At 47.6% G+C, this 17,472-nt stretch carries 12 protein-coding genes; 10 read left to right on the top strand and 2 right to left on the bottom strand.

Annotation, left to right across the window (positions count from 1 at the left end):
* Window positions 1-30: 30 nt before the first annotated feature.
* The 5 genes from HMPREF1548_RS01870 to prfB all read left to right on the top strand — a co-directional run bounded on the left by HMPREF1548_RS01870 (window position 31) and on the right by prfB (window position 9,059).
* Complete coding sequence (locus HMPREF1548_RS01870; RefSeq protein ID WP_021633977.1) at window positions 31-1,683, top strand: extracellular solute-binding protein; 1,653 nt, start codon at window positions 31-33, stop codon at window positions 1,681-1,683.
* 33 nt (window positions 1,684-1,716) lie between these two features.
* On the top strand, window positions 1,717-3,177 hold the full coding sequence (locus HMPREF1548_RS01865) for a sulfatase family protein (RefSeq protein WP_025490348.1): 1,461 nt from the start codon (window positions 1,717-1,719) through the stop codon (window positions 3,175-3,177).
* Between the two features lie 55 nt (window positions 3,178-3,232).
* On the top strand, window positions 3,233-4,723 hold the full coding sequence (locus HMPREF1548_RS01860; RefSeq protein WP_035320653.1) for a sulfatase family protein: 1,491 nt from the start codon (window positions 3,233-3,235) through the stop codon (window positions 4,721-4,723).
* A 350-nt stretch (window positions 4,724-5,073) separates the two neighbouring features.
* Window positions 5,074-7,641 carry a preprotein translocase subunit SecA gene (gene secA / locus HMPREF1548_RS01855; RefSeq protein ID WP_021633972.1) on the top strand — a complete coding sequence of 856 codons (2,568 nt, stop codon included), beginning with the start codon at window positions 5,074-5,076 and terminating at the stop codon, window positions 7,639-7,641.
* Between the two features lie 292 nt (window positions 7,642-7,933).
* A protein-coding gene (gene prfB, locus HMPREF1548_RS01850; protein ID WP_390578887.1) for a peptide chain release factor 2 occupies window positions 7,934-9,059 on the top strand; the annotation gives its coding sequence in 2 pieces (ribosomal slippage) (window positions 7,934-7,996 and window positions 7,998-9,059; 1,125 coding nt in all).
* Between the two features lie 605 nt (window positions 9,060-9,664).
* Here the strand turns inward: prfB and HMPREF1548_RS01845 are convergent.
* Window positions 9,665-10,615, bottom strand: a complete 951-nt coding sequence (locus HMPREF1548_RS01845; RefSeq protein ID WP_051358291.1) for an AraC family transcriptional regulator — start codon at window positions 10,613-10,615, stop codon at window positions 9,665-9,667.
* 241 nt (window positions 10,616-10,856) lie between these two features.
* Between HMPREF1548_RS01845 and HMPREF1548_RS01840 the strand changes: the two genes are divergently transcribed.
* The 5 genes from HMPREF1548_RS01840 to HMPREF1548_RS01820 all read left to right on the top strand — a co-directional run bounded on the left by HMPREF1548_RS01840 (window position 10,857) and on the right by HMPREF1548_RS01820 (window position 17,137).
* Complete coding sequence (locus HMPREF1548_RS01840; protein ID WP_198168601.1) at window positions 10,857-12,305, top strand: Sapep family Mn(2+)-dependent dipeptidase; 1,449 nt, start codon at window positions 10,857-10,859, stop codon at window positions 12,303-12,305.
* Between the two features lie 94 nt (window positions 12,306-12,399).
* Window positions 12,400-14,106 carry an extracellular solute-binding protein gene (locus HMPREF1548_RS01835; protein ID WP_021633966.1) on the top strand — a complete coding sequence of 569 codons (1,707 nt, stop codon included), beginning with the start codon at window positions 12,400-12,402 and terminating at the stop codon, window positions 14,104-14,106.
* A 196-nt stretch (window positions 14,107-14,302) separates the two neighbouring features.
* Entirely contained in the window at window positions 14,303-15,247 is a 945-nt protein-coding gene (locus HMPREF1548_RS01830) for an ABC transporter permease (protein WP_021633965.1), read from the top strand.
* A 28-nt stretch (window positions 15,248-15,275) separates the two neighbouring features.
* Entirely contained in the window at window positions 15,276-16,148 is an 873-nt protein-coding gene (locus HMPREF1548_RS01825; RefSeq protein ID WP_025490352.1) for a carbohydrate ABC transporter permease, read from the top strand.
* Window positions 16,145-17,137: a uroporphyrinogen decarboxylase family protein gene (locus tag HMPREF1548_RS01820; protein WP_021633963.1), complete on the top strand. Its 993-nt coding sequence runs from the start codon at window positions 16,145-16,147 to the stop codon at window positions 17,135-17,137. The genes HMPREF1548_RS01825 and HMPREF1548_RS01820 overlap by 4 nt, the downstream gene beginning before the upstream one ends.
* On the opposite strand, the gene HMPREF1548_RS01815 is transcribed toward HMPREF1548_RS01820, so the two are convergent.
* On the bottom strand, window positions 17,122-17,472 hold a 351-nt coding region (locus HMPREF1548_RS01815), incomplete at its 5' end, for a helix-turn-helix domain-containing protein (RefSeq protein WP_157065610.1). The genes HMPREF1548_RS01820 and HMPREF1548_RS01815 overlap by 16 nt on opposite strands.

Raw genomic sequence — 17,472 nt, 5'->3', positions numbered from 1 at the left:
AAGAAAACATTATTTTACAGGAGGAAGAACATGAAAAAAAGATTATTAAGCTGTGTTTTAGCAGGAGCTATGATTGTTGCAATGCTGGCGGGTTGCGGCGGAAACAGTGCGGAAGAAAATGCAGTACAGCAACAAAGTGAAGAAGCTCAGGAAGCAGGAGAAATCGGTTTTGTACCAGGTGAGTTTCCTATATCAAAAGAACCGATTACAATTAAAATTATGATTCCTATTACAGCTTCCCATGCAAAATCGCTTGGCGATTTAGACATGATCAAGGAATATGAAGAAAAAACAAATGTGCATATTGAATGGGAAGAGGTGTCATCCGAGGCGTATACAGAAAAATACAAGCTTACGCTGGCCTCAGGAGATCTTCCTGATGCTTTCGGACCGTCATTTACCTATGATCCATCTGTTATTTACAAGTATGCAAAAGAAGGTCTGATTGTACCATTAGATGATTATATTGAAAACGCAACAATAAATATTAAAAAATGGATGAATGATTACGATGAATTCAGGGCGTTGTCTACTTATCCCGACGGACATATATATGCACTGCCTGCAATCGATGAAAACCAGAATATCCGTGTGGACAAGATTTTATATATCAATCAAAGTTATCTTGATAAGCTTGGCATGGATATGCCGGCTACCCTGGATGAATTTGGTGAATACCTTCGGCAGGCAACGAGCAGGGATCTGAATGGTGACGGTAAGAACGAATATGGCCTGAGCTTTGAGGCATTACAAAATGCTCCCAGTATTTATACGTATTTGTTTGGTCTGTTTGGGGTTTCCTGGGATACGAGGAGTTATATGCACTCAGAGGAAGGAACAACACAGCTGCAATTTGCGCCGGCTATGGAGGAAACCAGGAAAGCTCTGGAATATTTCCATGAATGGTATGAAGAAGGGCTGCTTGATCCTGAAAACTTTACTCAAAGCAGCACTCAGTTGAAGGCCAAAGCCAAAACAGAAGGTGTGGCGGCGTCTGTAGTATTCTGGTATCTGGACTTGAATGACGGAGATGAGAGCATGAATGAATATCGTGTCATGAATCTTCCGGAAGGTCCGGACGGAAATCAGGTGTGGAGAAGAAACGGGCTGATACCCGGTTATGTGGGCAACCAGTTTTTTATTACTTCAGCTAATGAGCATCCTGCGGAAACACTTGCTTTTATTGACTGGTGGATGGACAATTCAGAAAATGCTTTAACAAACCGTTTCGGGCCTAAGGGTTACTCCTGGGATTATCTGGAGAACGGGAAGTGGACCGAACTTGCCAATATTCCTTCCGGGGAACCCAGGACAATGGAAAATTCCACTTTATATGCAACATGGGGATATGGAATTCCTTATTGGTGCTTTGGGGATTTTTGGGCTGAGAAAGAAATTACAGCGGAAACCGCATTGGAACGGCAGGGTGCTTTGAATGAAAGCTATATGAAGGTTGCGGCACCAGGCCTTCCGGAATTGGTATATGAAGAGGATGAAAACAGAGAGGCACTGAATATTAAGACAGATTTGTTTAAATATGTTGACAGCCAGCTCGCACAGTTTATTACGAATGGAGTGACGGACGAAAGCTGGGATGCTTATATTAAAAAAATGAAGGATCTGCAAGCGGAGCGCTGGGCAGAGCTTTATCAGAAATACTACAATATAATGATGGAATCGTAAGGCTGCAGTCACGCCAATTAGGGAAAGGAAATTATGAATGTATTATGGATTTGTACAGATCAGCAAAGATTTGATACATTGGGATGTTATGGGAATCCCTGGGTAAAAACACCTAATATAGACAGGTTGGCTCAAATGGGCGTGAAATTCGACCGGGCATATGCACAATGCCCGGTCTGCGGTCCAAGCAGAGCTAGTTTTCTGACAGGGCGGTATCCAAGGACCTGTGGTGTGCGTCAGAACGGACAGGATATGCAAAAGGATGAGATACTTTTGCCAAAACTTTTACATATGAATGGATATTACTGTGGCTTGGCCGGAAAACTTCATATTTCCGCCTGTCATGATTCTGCATGTAAAATCATGGAACCAAGAATCGATGACGGCTATGATTTTTTCAGATGGTCACACCATCCGGCGGCCTTTTCCGGAACGAACTGGCCGATGAATGAGTATAGTATGTGGTTGGCTGAAAAGGGGACGGATTATATAACACCTGACAGAACAGAATGTAAATATATTCAGACAGGGATGCCTGAAGATCTGCATCAGACAACCTGGTGCACCAATCAGGCGATACAATTTATGGAGAGTGCTAAAAGATATCATCTTCCCTGGTTCTTTTCATTAAATTATTTTGATCCTCACCATCCCTTTGATCCACCGAAGGAATACCTGGAGAGATATCTTAGCAGGCTGGAAGAATTGGAACTTCCGGATTATGTGGAAAAAGAATGGGAAACAAAACCGGTATTTCAGAAAACGGATCATTTTGGCGCATATGATACGGAAGGTCTTTTCCCTTTTGAAGAAATGAGTCCGGCAGATCATCGCTATATACGTGCAGCATATTTTGCAATGATAGATTTGATTGATCATCAAGTGGGAAGACTGCTTGACTGGCTGGAAATAAATGAACAGCTGAATGATACCCTGATAATATTTACGTCGGATCATGGAGAAAGCCTGGGCGATCATGGCATGTATCTTAAAGGACCGTATTTCTATGAAAGCAGTGTACATGTTCCTTTGATTTTTACCTGTCCTGGTAAAATAAAGGGAGGGAGAACCAGTAATGCGCTGGTTGAGTTGACTGACATTTCGGAGACTGTCTGTGAAGCTGCCGGTATTCAAAAGGCAGCAGGCATGCAGGGAATGAGTCTTTGGCCATTGCTTACAGGAGAAAGAATGCTGAATAAACATCGGAACAATGTTTACAGCGAATATTATAACAGCAATATTAATCACCGTTCACCGCTGGCCTTTGTAACAATGGTTTATGACGGCAGATATAAACTCTGCAGAGTGCACGATCCCGAAGAAAAACAGCAGATAACGGGGGAATTATATGATTTGGCCGCAGATCCGGGAGAACATCATAATCTCTATTATGAAAAAGACGCAGAAGATGTAAAAATACTTATGCTGGAAAAGTTATGTGACAGAATGGCTCAGACTTGTGATCCGCTTCCGGTGAGGAAGGCCTTTTGGTAAAGGAACACTTAATTGTCCGAATAAGGATTAAACAGCGGGATAGGAGGAAAATATAGTGAAAAACAAAAAGCCCAATATAATATATATACTAAATGATCATCAGGTAAATTATGGGCATGGCAGTCAGGGAGTCAGAATAAAACGCCCTGTTTTTGATAAATTTGCTTCTGAGGGAGTGCGGTTTGAACGGGCTTATTCAGTATGCCCTTTATGCGGTCCGGCAAGAAGGAGTATGCTTACAGGATTATATCCCCATAATCATGGAGAACTTATTAATGATGCAGATCATCCCTTTGATACGGAGGTTTATCTGGATACATTATATGAGGAAGGTTATGATAATTACTACTTTGGAAAGTGGCATGCCGGGCCGGAAACTGCATTGGAACATCATTGTGAGGGCTTTAATTATCCAAGCTATAATAATCCATATAACAAACCAGAATATAAAGAGTATCTCCGAAGGAAAAAACTTCCGGAACCCAGAATTTTGATTGAACATAATTTCTCAAGCTTTGTTCCATATGAAGAACTGGAGGAGGGAAAAGAATACCAGCAGGATCGCAGCTGGTGCAACGAACATGCCTCAGGAATTATGCTGACGCCTCCAGAGACGCATGAGGCTTTTTTTCTGGCGGATATGGCATGTGAAAAACTGAGAGAATTAAAGGAAAAGGAGGATGGTAAACCATTTCATCTCAGAATTGATTTTTGGGGCCCGCATCAGCCATATTTTCCTTGTAAGGAATATGCGGATATGTATTCTCCATCTGATATCCCTGAGTATCCCAGTTTCCGGGAAGATGTGTATCACAATAATAAACCTGAAGTTTATCAGTCAGAAAATAACAGAGGTATTTCCAGTGATGATAAGATAATTTTTCCTAACCCTCTTCCATGGAGTGTCTGGCAGGAGGTGATTGCCAGAGCTTATGCACAAATTACAATGATGGATGCCGCAGCGGGAAAGATTCTTGACGCTATAAAAGAGCATGGCTTTGAAGAAAATACAATTGTAATTTGGACAACGGATCATGGTGATGCATTAGCCTGTCATGGGGGGCATTTTGATAAACGTTCTTATATGCCGGAAGAAATGCTGCGTGTTCCCATGGCGGTTCGTTTCCCTGGAAAAATGCCGGAGGGCCTTGTAAGCAATGCGCTTGTGAGCAATCTGGATGTAGCGCCTACAATGCTGGACGCTGCCGGCAGCGCTTTTAAAAAGGATGTGGATGGGAATTCTCTGTTGAAAATAAGGGAAGGCAATGACGTTAACTTCAGGGATTATTTTGTATGCGAAACACATGGACATTTGGAAAAGCATTTGGGACGGGCGGTAATCACGCAGCGTTATAAGTATATATATAACGACTCACAGATCGAAGAATTATACGATTTATGTCTGGATCCATATGAAATGAATAATTTGTATAAAGATAAAGCTATGAGTGATATTTTGCAGAAAATGCGGCATCTGCTGAAACAATGGGCACAAAATACAGGAGACACGGTATTATTAAGTTCAATATCCGGTAAAACTGAATAAATGATGTAATACCAGGGACTGATATTCTGATAAGGGGTATCAGTCCTTTTGAACGGTTGACTGCGAAAATTTACAGACTTTTCATAGTTTATCTATGGATTTTTTTTGAAAAAAGTCATATAACATAAATGATGTAATTCCGGCGTCTGGAAAAGGCCGGAAAACCGGAACTTTTACGCTGACCCATAAATATACGGCTAAGGTTTTCCCCGAAAGCAGATAAAAGTTGAACAAATGCCGCTTTTCTGCTATTATAAGGGGTAGTGCATGTCCGGCTTTTGCCGTAAAGGGCAGAGAAATGGGCCGTGACGGGTTATTTTAGCGGACAAAACGATTGGAGCAAATACAAAATGAATGTAATTCAAAAAGTTTTCGGCACGCACAGCGACAGGGAATTGAAGCGCGTTATCCCCATTGTGGACAAGATCGAGTCTTTAAGGCCCGCGATGATGGAGCTTTCCGATGAACAGCTGAAGGATAAGACGAAGGAATTCAGGAAGCGTCTCTCCGAAGGGGAAACACTGGATGACCTGCTTCCGGAGGCTTATGCCACGGTGCGTGAGGCTGCCAGAAGAGTCCTGAACATGGAACCCTTCCGCGTACAGCTGATGGGCGGTATCATCCTGCATCAGGGACGTATCGCTGAAATGAAAACCGGTGAAGGTAAGACCATGGTTTCCACGCTTCCGGCGTATCTGAATGCCCTGGAAGGAAAGGGTGTCCATGTGGTTACGGTCAACGATTACCTGGCTGCCAGGGACTCCGCCTGGATGGGCGCGGTTCATGAATTCCTGGGCCTGGAGGTAGGCGTCGTATTAAACAGCATGAAGCCGGAGGAAAGACGTGCCGCTTATGCCAAGGATATTACCTATGTGACCAATAATGAATTGGGCTTTGACTACCTGAGAGACAACATGGTCATTTATAAGGAACAGCTGGTGCTGCGTGACCTGCATTATGCCATCATCGATGAGGTGGACTCCATTTTAATCGATGAGGCCAGAACCCCTCTGATCATTTCCGGCCAGAGCGGGAAATCCACCAAGCTGTACGAAGCCTGCGATATCCTGGCAAAACAGATGGAGCGCGGCGCGGACATGGAGGATCTGTCCAAGCTGGACGCCATCATGGGCGTGGAACAGGAGGAATCGGGAGACTTCGTTGTCAATGAAAAGGATAAAGTGGTCAACCTGACGGAGCAGGGCGTTGCCAAAGTGGAAAGATTTTTCCAGATTGAGAACCTCGCGGATCCGGAGAATCTGGAAATCCAGCATAATATCATCCTGGCCCTGCGTGCAAATAACCTCATGTTCCGCGATAAGGACTATGTGGTAAAGGACGACCAGGTTCTGATTGTCGATGAATTTACCGGACGTATCATGCCGGGCCGCCGTTATTCCGACGGACTCCATCAGGCGATTGAAGCGAAGGAGCACGTACAGGTCAAGAGAGAAAGCAAGACGCTGGCGACCATTACCTTCCAGAACTTCTTTAATAAATTTGAGAAAAAAGCAGGTATGACAGGTACTGCACTCACTGAGGAAAAGGAATTCCGCGATATTTACGGCATGGACGTTATCGAGATTCCCACCAACAGGCCGATTCAGAGAATTGACCATCAGGATGCGGTTTACAAGACCAGAAAAGAAAAGCTGCATGCGATTGTGGAGGCAGTGGAGGAATCCCATGCCAAGGGGCAGCCTGTCCTGGTTGGTACGATTACCATTGAGGCTTCCGAAGAGCTGAGCGGCCTTCTGAAGAGAAAGGGAATCCCGCATAAGGTGCTGAATGCCAAGTTCCATGAGTTGGAAGCGGAAATTGTTGCGGATGCAGGTATCCATGGCGCCGTTACCATTGCCACCAATATGGCCGGCCGTGGTACGGATATTAAGCTGGATGATAATGCCAAGGCAGCGGGCGGTTTGAAGATTATCGGTACGGAGCGGCATGAGTCCAGGCGTATCGACAATCAGCTGCGCGGACGTTCCGGACGACAGGGAGATCCAGGTGAATCCAAGTTTTACATTTCGCTGGAAGATGATTTGATGAGGCTGTTCGGATCCGAGCGTCTGATCAATATGTTCAACACCATGGGTGTTCCGGAAAATCAGGAAATCGAGCACAAGATGCTCAGCAACGCCATTGAAACGGCGCAGAAGAAGATAGAGAGCAACAACTTCGGTATCAGAAAGAACCTGCTGGAGTACGATCAGGTCATGAACGAGCAGCGTGAGATTATTTACGCTGAAAGACGCCGTGTCCTGGACGGGGAAAGCATGCGCGATGTTATTTACAAAATGATTACGGATATTGTGGATAATACCGTGGACATGGTAATCGGTGAAGACGCGGATGTGGAGGATTGGAATTTCAAGGAGCTCAATTCCCTGCTTCTGCCGATTATACCGCTGGTTCCTGTTACAAAGGAGCGGGTGAACAAGCCAAAGAGAAACAGCCTGAAGCAGCAGCTGAAGGAAGAGGCTGTGAAGCTGTATGAGAGCAAGGAGGCGGAATTCCCGGAGCCGGAAGCTATCCGTGAACTGGAGCGGGTGATTCTGCTGAAGGTGATTGATAATAAGTGGATGGCTCATATCGATGATATGGATCAGCTGCGTCAGGGAATTGGTTTGCAGGCTTATGCCCAGAGGGATCCTCTGGTTGAGTATAAGATGAGCGGTTATGAGATGTTTGACAGCATGACCGACAGTATCAGGGAGGATACCATCCGGCTGCTCTTCCACGTGAGAGTGGAGCAGAAGGTGGAAAGGGAGCAGGTTGCCAAGGTGACCGGCACCAATAAGGATGATTCCGGCCCGAAGGCTCCGATGAAACGGAGCGAAAAGAAGGTATATCCGAATGATCCCTGTCCTTGCGGCAGCGGGAAGAAGTATAAGAACTGCTGTGGGAAGAATAAGTAAAGAATAAGTAAGGGATGGATTGGGGATAAGGAATTAGTGGAGGGATGGAGGACCCGGAAGGGTGACTTGACCTCCGCGGTTTAAGGAATGGTAACCCGGTAATCCGCCGGGCAGGCTCAAGGGCCTTCGGCCCTTTCGCTTTGCGGCTGTCGCCGCATGCCGGAGAGGAAACAGAAAGCTTTCGGGAAGCAGGCGTCCGGGCATAGGGCGGCCCGGGCGTCTGTTTCCCGGAAGCTTTCTGTTTCCTCTCCGGCGCCCGGCTCGTAGAAGATCGTAAAGGTGGTGATCGTTAGTGGTTTTGTTGGATCAGATGAAACAGGAATTACAGGCTTATAAAACTCCATTGGCGGAAGTGAGGGATTCACTTTAACTTAGCTGAAAAGTCTAAGCGAATCGAAGAATTGGAGCGCGAGATGGAGGCTCCGGGATTTTGGGATAATCCTGAATATTCCAATAAGAAAATGAAAGAACTTAAGAACCTGAAGGATACCGTGGAGCAGATTGAGAATCTGTTCACCCAGTATGACGATATCGAGACGCTCATTGAAATGGGAAATGAGGAAAACGATGAGTCTATGGCGGAGGAAATCCGTTCTGAGCTGGATTCCTTCACGGAAGAACTGGAAACTCTGCGCATCAGCACGCTTCTTACCGGCGAGTATGATAAGAACGGCGCCATACTGAAGCTTAACGCAGGCGCGGGCGGTACAGAAAGCTGCGACTGGTGCAGCATGCTCTACAGAATGTATACCAGATGGGCGGAACGAAAAGGCTTTACTGTGGAAGTCCTGGATTTCCTGGACGGCGACGAAGCCGGCATTAAATCCGTTACCTTCCAGGTAAACGGAGAAAACGCATACGGCTATCTGAAATCAGAAAAAGGAGTGCACCGCCTGGTGCGGATCTCCCCATTCAACGCACAGGGCAAACGCCAGACTTCCTTTGTATCCCTGGATGTCATGCCCGATATTGAAGAAGACCTGGATATCGAAATCAATGAGGAAGACCTCAGAATCGATACCTACCGAAGCAGCGGCGCAGGCGGCCAGCATATTAACAAGACCTCCTCAGCCATCCGCATCACCCATCTTCCTACCGGAATTGTGGTACAGTGCCAGAACGAGCGCTCCCAGTTCCAGAACAAAGATAAGGCCATGCAGATGCTGAAAGCCAAGCTGTATATGCTCAGACAGGAAGAAAACGCCCAGAAGCTTTCCGGAATCCGCGGTGAAGTCAAAGAAATCGGCTGGGGCAATCAAATCCGCTCCTACGTTTTCCAGCCCTACACCATGGTCAAAGACCACAGAACCAACCACGAAACCGGAAACGTAGATGCCGTTATGGACGGAGCATTAGACTCCTTCATCAACGCCTATCTTAAATGGATAAGCACCGGCAAAGCCGATGGCGAAGAATAACCTGGAAACACCATTGAACAGTTATATAATATTAATAAACATCAAAGAGCGCCTGCCTCAATTTGAAGCAGACGCTCTTTGATGTTTATTAATACAAATTCAATACCTTCACAGTTACTGCGAAATTCCATCCCCGATCACTTTCACGATTGAATTTAAATCCTCTTAAATCACTTTCATACATAAAACGTGGCAAATACGCTGCTCTACTGAATACACCCTTCAAATTCCCCTAATAAAGGCACCAAATACAAATATCACAATTTCAAATACCATACCTCATCATACCCCACCCCCTCCTATATACAATTACTATATCTTTTGACCGTTCCGCCCTACATAACCTCAAAGCCCGGAAGGCACGGCATCTGCTTACGATGCGGCAGGGGCGGGCTGGAGGGAGGGGGAAGGGGGTTTTGTGCAATCCTTTTTAGACCATGAAGCTGAGACTTAAAAATTATGGAAGGCTCTCCTGACATAATTTTTCGCCCAAGGCTCAGCGTAATGCCCGGTCTAACCAGGACTTGCACAAAACCCCCTTCCCCCTCCCTCCAGCCCGCCCCTGCCGCATACGTAAGCAGATGCCGTGCCTTCCGGGCTTGTATCTATATCTGGAAAATGTGGCGGGTACGGTGGTCATCATAAGAGCGCACCTCATGGGCCGTCGCATCAGCCAGATGCTCCTTTTTCCACTCCGAAGGCGACATATGCATATACTGCTGGAACTGCCGGTTAAAGCTGGAAAGGCTGCTGTACCCCACCTGCTGCGCAATGACGCTGACAGGCATCTGGTTTAAATGAATCAGGTGGCAGGCCTGCTGGATGCGGTAATGCTGCAGATACTCCAAAGGACTGATCCCCACCATATTTTTAAACAGCCTGCGCAGATGGCTTTCGCTGATGCAGCAGTGCTCCGCAAGGCCGCTGACGGAAAATGGCTCATTATAATGTGCATACAGATAACTGAGCGCACTGCGGATATAAGAATAGCTGTCCCCGGATTCCGACATGACCGAGTCTGCAGCCGACATGGTAATGCGGTTGATTTCTGAAAAAAGGGAAAACAACAGCCCATGGACAGCCTGCTGATAAAGCGGTTCTTTTTCCTGGAATTCCCGGAAAATACGGGACAGATAGTGGTAAAGCAGAGGAAAGGAGGCTGCCGTCACAATCACGGGAACCTCCTGAAGCATATAAAAAATCTGCCAGGTATCCGAACCACAGTCCGATGCGGATTCCAGAAAATGCTTTGGATCAATATAAATATATTCCCAGCGGCTTTCCTGCAAGCCGCGTACCGCCAAATGGGGTACCTGCGGAAAAAGGATGCTGAAGGCTTCCGCTTCATAGGGTACAGGAGCCTGGCCGGCCAGAAACAACTGTCCGTTTCCGCTGATGCAGTGTCCGATTTCCAGCCCATTATGAAAATGAAGATACTCCGGTGAATTCACGGAAATGGTCCAGTTATCCCCGAGAAAAGCAAGCACCGGGAACCGGGATGGGAAATCATAGGGCCTGTATCTTATGGGAAATCGTTGGAATGATTGTTTCTGCATAGTTTTTAACTCCTTAATGATAGGAAGCGGCGGCTTTGTATAATTATAATAACAGTAAATCAATAAATGAAGAAAAAAGCAATAAAGTGCATAAATAATATAAAATATTCGAGGATTCATACATACACTTTACGAAAAATTATATCGAAAAAAGCAGAAAAAGTAAAGGGGTGCAATCGGATATGTCGAACAGAAATGATTGATGGATGAACTGTTTTTGCAAAGACAGGAGATGAAAAAAATGGACGGTATTCTGAATGGAAAAGAAATGGATACACAGGAGATACGCAGGTGGATTGAAAACCACATGCCGGATATCGTAAAGGATCTGACACGCATCTGCTGTATCAGGAGTGTGGCCGAGGTGGATGCGGCAGAGAATCCGCCTTATGGCAAAGGCTGCCGTGAGGTTCTGGAGGAAATGCTTCACATCGGAGAAGAAAATGGCTTTGCGGTTCATAACTATGACAACTATGTAGGTAAGATTTGCTATAACAGCCGGGAAAATAAAGACAGTATAGGTATCTGGGCGCATCTGGATGTAGTTGAGGAAGGCGGGGACTGGAACTACGAGCCCTATGTACCCGCAGTAAAAGACGGCTATTTTATTGCCCGGGGCTGCCAGGATAACAAAAGCTCGGCTATTATGGAACTTTATGTGCTGAAATATATGAAAGAACATAATATCAGGCTTTCTCACGATCTGGAGCTGTACCTTGGAACCTGTGAGGAGCAGGGCATGTATGATCTGGACTATTATGTGAAGCATTACGACTGCCCTACCCTGTCCCTTGTGCCTGACAGCGGATTTCCGGTATGCTGCGGAGAACGTGGCTCCTTTAACGGAGAGTTGATTTCACGGCAGGAATGCGGAGAGGAGCTGCTGACTGCCGTCTGCGATAACAAGCTGTACATGATACCGGATAAGGCCGGGATTACCCTGAAATACAGCGACGCACTTTGGGAAAAATGCAGTAACCTGGATGCTGCCCTGACAGTGCGGAGGGAAGGGGAGGGTATTCATATAACTGCCCGGGGTGTTTCTTCTCATTCATCCAATCCCGGGGCCGGTAAAAATGCCCTGACTATTTTAGCGGATGTATTGTGCGGACAGGAATTGATAAGCGAAGAAAACAGGAAACTCTTTTCTTTGATTTTGGATATAAACAAGGACCATACGGGCAAAGCGCTTGATGTTTTCTGCGAGGACGGGCTTTCCGGCCCCATTAATATGGTGGCGACGCAGCTGCGCATACAGGACGGACATCTGGTGATCGGTTTTTCCTCCCAATATCCCGTTACCTGCACCGGCTTCCCCTTTGAAGAGCGTGCGAAGGAGGCTGCGTCACTGCGTGGCTTTGATTTAAAGGTCACCCGCCTTTCAAAAGCCAATTACTTTGACCCGGAGCATGCGGTGGCAAAGGCGCTAACCGGAATCTGTCAGGAGCTTCTGGAGAATGAAGACGGACCGTTTGTTATGAGCGGAGGAACCTATGCAAGAAAGCTGCCCAATGCCTTTGCCTTTGGCACGGGCATGAAACTCCCGCCGGCCCCTGAAGGACTGTTTGCTCCCGGACACGGCGATTACCACCAGCCCGATGAAAGCATAGCGCTTGCAAGAATACAAAAAGCGCTGGAGATATACATCTGCGGCATTCTGCGGATAGACGGACTGGATATCAGACCTTAAACAGGCAGTATCACGTGGATTCAGACGCAATAATATGGAGCGGCTGCGAGACGGCCACGTGTTGTGACATAGTACAAGAAAGGAAGAGAGAGTTATGAGAAAGTGGAAAAAAACAAGCGCAGCGTTGATGGCGGCAGTCCTTGCCGCGGCATCTATGCTGGGAGGCTGCGGCAATGCGGCATCAGAAACGGCGCAAAGCGGAACGACGGCACAGGAAGCATCCGTCTCCCAGGGGACTGAGGACGGTACAGAGGCAGGAACGGAGGCAGCGGGAACCGGAAGCACCAAAATCGCGGACGGAGATGTTACCCTGACAATTTTCTGTGATTTCCAGACAGCAGCCAGAGCCTACTATTCGGATTTGGGAGAAAATCCTGTTGTCCAGAAAATTTCTGAGGATACCGGACTGAAATTTGAATTCATCCATGCGCCCGTAGGGGATGACGGCTCCTATTTCCAGCAGCTGCTGGCATCAGGAGATTTGCCGGACCTCATGTACACCAACCTGTTCCAGACAACCTACCCCGGCGGTGTGGAGGGCGCGATTTCAGACGGAGTCCTTTATAACGTAACGGATCTGGTGGAGCAGTATGCGGTGAATTTCAAGAACCTCTGCGAGGAAAGCGGGGACCCGGATGTACAGAAGAAAATCAGAGGTGATGAAGGAAACATTGTTAAATTCGGAACCACCTGGCTTCCTCCCACCGACAACAATAAGATTTTCAACGGCCTGATCGTAAGGCAGGACTGGCTGGATAAATACAACCTGGAAGCGCCTGTCACACTGGATGACTACACCAACGTGCTGCGTACCTTCAAGGAGAACGGCGTGCAGATTCCCCTTGCCCTCTGTGAATTTAACCAGGCACAGTTTTCTGCCAACAACCCCATTGCCTCTGCATTTGATGTTTCCATCAAGGAGTTTGACCTGGACGATGACGGAAATGTACATTACAGCAGAACACAGGACGGCTATAAGGAATTTCTGAAGGTCCTGAAACAGTGGGCTGAGGAAGGCCTGATTGATACGGACTTCGTATCCCGTACCATTGATGATTCCCTCAAGCTGTTCCAGAATGGCACAGCCGGCATGTGCTTTGCCCATACCTATAATGTAAAACAGTCCGTAACCGCAGGCGCAGCAGTAGATCCGGAGTTCAAACTGACCTCCTGTGTGCTGCCCAGAGTAAATGCGGATGACACCACCCATATGTCCAAAATCACAGGCTCCATCAACTCCTATTCCTGGCAGGTTGCGGCCACCAGCAAGCACCCGGAGGAAGCGGTTAAATTCGTGGACTACCTGATGAGCCCCGAGGTTATGCTTCTCACAGCCTGGGGAACTAATGAAGGCGATGAAAAAACTTATACGGAAGGTGCCGACGGAACCAGGGAATTTACCGAATTTGTTACAGAAAACCCGGACGGACTTGACTATGACACGGTAAGATCCCTTTACATGTGCTCCCCCTTCCAGATTAAATACGATGAAACCATGGAGGCAGCCCAGTATGCACTGGAGGAATGCCACCAGTCATGGGATGCCTGGGGCACAAAAAATGACGACAAGCATACGCTTCCCGGCTACCTGACACTGACCACGGAGGAATCCAAGGAGCTGACACAGATTAAAACAAAGCTTGCCAACTATTCCGACGAAATGGTTTACCGTTTCATCTTCGGGGAAGAGGATCTGGAAAGCGGCTGGGACGGCTTTGTGGCACAGCTGAAGGAACTGGGCAGCGAACGCGCCGAAGAAATCAATGCGGCTGCTTATGCAAGATATGAAGCCCGTGAGTAATCGTCATACAGTGCGACTGTAAAGGTACCGGACGGTTATTTCCATAAATAATCAGTAAAAAGAACGGAGAAATGCAGAAAAAGGCTGGCGGAAGTAGAGCCGGCCTTTTGCAGCTGCTTTGTCAGCCGGGCAGCTGCCGCTTTATTCCATAATAACAGATTGATATGCGTGCCGGCGCACGCAGAGAGGAGCTAAGATGAAAAGAGGTGCGGTCAGCGCGAAAAAAGAGCCTTTTTTTAAGATACTGTGGAGAAACATGAGGTCACATCCGCTTCTGTACATCATGATTTTACCGGTTCTCGCATATTTCCTTGTGTATCATTACTATCCCATGTACGGGATGATTATATCCCTGTTCGATTACGTTCCCACCAAAGGGATTTTCGGAAGTGATTTTGTGGGACTGAAGCATTTCAAGGCCTTCCTGGGAGATCCTTACTTTTTCCGTACCATGAGAAATACGGTTTCCATCAACCTCCTTCTGCTGCTTTTCGGTTTCCCGTTCCCGATCATATTTGCCATTCTGCTGAATGAGCTGACAGGGACCAGACTCAGGAAAATAACCCAGACCATCACCTACATGCCGCATTTTATCTCCGCAGTGGTAATCTGCGGTCTCATGCTGGATTTCTGCAAAACAAACGGCGTGATCACCAGCGTTTTCTGCGCGGTTACAGGCCAGGAGGCCTCCAACATGTTCAGCCATTCCGCCTATTTCCAGCCGCTGTATGTACTGATGTGCATCTGGCAGGAATTCGGCTGGGATTCCATCATTTATTTTGCCGCGCTGACTGGCATTGACCAGAGCCTGTACGAAGCCGCTGAAATAGACGGCGCCAACCGTTTTAAAAAAATTATTCACGTAACCCTGCCGGGCATTTCCCCTACGATAGTGATACTGCTGATCATGCGTATCGGCAATATGATGACCCTGGGCTGGGATAAAATCCTGCTTCTGTACAACCCCATGGTCTATGAGAAGGCGGATGTTATTTCCACCTACGTTTACCGGATAGGTCTGATGAATTTTGAATACAGCTTCGCCGCGGCCGTGGGATTTTTTAACTCCATCATTAATTTCGTTCTGCTGATTCTGGCCAACACGGTGAGCCGGAAGGTGAATGAAACCAGTCTGTGGTAAGCGTCATGTTGACAAAGAGAGGTGCGGTATGAAGAAAAAAGTAAAACCCTTCCAGGTCATAAATGTCCTGATTATGCTGTTTTTAATAGGAATCACCCTGTATCCCATGTACTATGTGGTGGTGGCCTCCATCAGTGATCCCATTCTCCTCAAATCCCATACGGGATTGCTGTGGAAGCCCCTCGGCGAAGCCACGCTGGCAGGCTACCAGAAAACCCTGGCAAACAAGAGTCTTTTCAACGGCTTTAAAATCACGTTGTTTTACCTGATCATCGGAACCCTGCTCCAGGTTGTGCTGACCAGCTTTGCAGCTTATGTGGTATCCCGGAAATGCTTCCTGATCCGCAGGGGAGTGATGAAGCTCATGATTTTTACCATGTTCTTCAGCGGCGGACTGATCCCCTTGTTTTTCGTTATCAGGAATACAGGGCTTTACAACACCATCTGGGTATCCAGCATACCCTATGCGGTCAGCGCCTATAACATGATCATCATGAAAACCTTCTTCGAATCCATCCCGGAAAGCCTGGAGGAGGCCGCTATCATTGACGGCGCCAACGATTTTACCGTATTTTCCAGAATCATCATGCCCCTTTCCAAGCCGGTGGTGGCGGTTATGATTCTCTACTATGGCGTAGGCCAGTGGAACTCATGGTTTCCGGCAGCCATGTTCACAAGGGACAGGAAAATCTATCCCCTCCAGATGATACTGCGTGAAATCCTTATAGAGAACCAGGCGCAGAATGCGGATTCCCTGATTGCCGCCGTGGAAGACACCTTCAGCAGCGAGCTTGTGAAATACTGCACCATCATTGTCTCCACCATCCCGATTCTCATTATCTACCCGTTCCTGCAGAAATATTTTGAAAAAGGCGTAATGATAGGAGCGGTAAAAGGATGACGTACCAAAAAAAAGAAAACCTCCGGCAGATGCTGGAGGGAAAGCCCCACGCCCATGTCCCGGTCAGTTTTTTCCAGCACCTTAACCCATGGGAGCTGTCGGGTGAGGCCTGCGTGGAAGCACATATACGCTTTTGCCGCCGCACGGAACCGGATTTCCTGAAAATCATGCACGATGGCCTCACAGCCCCTGTCGATCTTAATCTGACGGAGCTTTCCGAACTGAAGGCTTACCGCCCGGGATTTCAGAACAATCCTTACATCAGAAAATACCTGGATCGCGCCGCACGGATCAACGACCGGCTGGCAGGGGATACAGACACCTGGTGCAATGTTTTTTCCCCCTTTACCCTTCTGCGCAGGATAGGAGAGGAAAGATTTTTTACATTTTTCAGGGAGGATCCCCAGGCGGTCCGTGACGCACTTCTTTTTCTGGGGGAGGATCTGGCATACCTGAGCAGGAAACTGATCGAAGACGCCGGCTGTATGGGCATTTTTCTGGCGTTGCAGGGAGCGGAGAGCGGCCTGTTCACCCCGGAAGAATTCTCAGACTTCATAGCGCCCTCCGAACAGCTGGTGATTACGGCCATGGAGGAAAGCTCTCCTTATAATATCCTCCATTTCTGCGGCTGGAATCAGATCAAAAACCAGCTGGAGCTATGGAAGGATTACCCTGCCAACACGGTTAACTGGGCTATTTACGTGGAAAACCTCCCTCTGACGGAGGGCAGGAAAATGTTCGGCATGCGCAACTGCATGGGCGGCTTTGACAACCGCCGGGGAAAGCTGCTCTATGCCGGCACAGAAAAAGAAATCCGGCAGGAAACCGTAAATATCCTGGAAACCTACCGGAAGGCCTTTGGAAGCATGGACGGCCTGATGCTGGGCGCGGATTGTTCCTTCCTGCCTGATTTTGAAACGCAGCGCTTCTGCTGGGTAACTGACGAGCTCAGAAACTGGGAACGCCGCACAGCCTACGTGGCACGATAGGGAGCATACCTGGGATCCTTTTTCACAATGGCGCGTCTGTCATTCCGAAAGGCCTGGGGAGAGCTCCCTACAATTTTATGAAAATACCGGTTAAAGCTGGACAGCGAGTGAAAGCCCGTCTGCAGAGCGATATCCAGAATACCCGTTTCGCTGCTTGTCAGCATCCTGCACGCCTTCTGAATCCGTACGGTCCTCAGATACTGCAGCGGCGTCTGCTGAAAGCTCTCCTGGAAACGCTGCATAAACTGCCGCGAAGACAGCCCACACAGATAGGCCAGATGCGCCGTATCCAGCTCGACCGCATATTCCGAATCCAGATAGGATATGGCGGGGAA

This window comes from Clostridium sp. KLE 1755 (genome assembly GCF_000466465.2).
Taxonomy (GTDB): Bacteria; Bacillota; Clostridia; order Lachnospirales; family Lachnospiraceae; genus Eisenbergiella; species Eisenbergiella porci.
The sequence above is the reverse complement of the archived record's forward strand: the minus strand, read 5'-3'. Positions and strand labels throughout refer to the sequence as shown.

Coding starts and splice junctions, on each gene's coding strand:
- HMPREF1548_RS01870 (WP_021633977.1), top strand. CDS start 31: ATGAAAAAAAGATTATTAAGCTGTGTTTTAGCAGGAGCTATGATTGTT.
- HMPREF1548_RS01825 (WP_025490352.1), top strand. CDS start 15,276: ATGAAGAAAAAAGTAAAACCCTTCCAGGTCATAAATGTCCTGATTATG.
- HMPREF1548_RS01820 (WP_021633963.1), top strand. CDS start 16,145: ATGACGTACCAAAAAAAAGAAAACCTCCGGCAGATGCTGGAGGGAAAG.
- HMPREF1548_RS01830 (WP_021633965.1), top strand. CDS start 14,303: ATGAAAAGAGGTGCGGTCAGCGCGAAAAAAGAGCCTTTTTTTAAGATA.
- secA (WP_021633972.1), top strand. CDS start 5,074: ATGAATGTAATTCAAAAAGTTTTCGGCACGCACAGCGACAGGGAATTG.
- HMPREF1548_RS01835 (WP_021633966.1), top strand. CDS start 12,400: ATGAGAAAGTGGAAAAAAACAAGCGCAGCGTTGATGGCGGCAGTCCTT.
- HMPREF1548_RS01845 (WP_051358291.1), bottom strand. CDS start 10,615: ATGCAGAAACAATCATTCCAACGATTTCCCATAAGATACAGGCCCTAT.
- HMPREF1548_RS01865 (WP_025490348.1), top strand. CDS start 1,717: ATGAATGTATTATGGATTTGTACAGATCAGCAAAGATTTGATACATTG.
- HMPREF1548_RS01840 (WP_198168601.1), top strand. CDS start 10,857: ATGGACGGTATTCTGAATGGAAAAGAAATGGATACACAGGAGATACGC.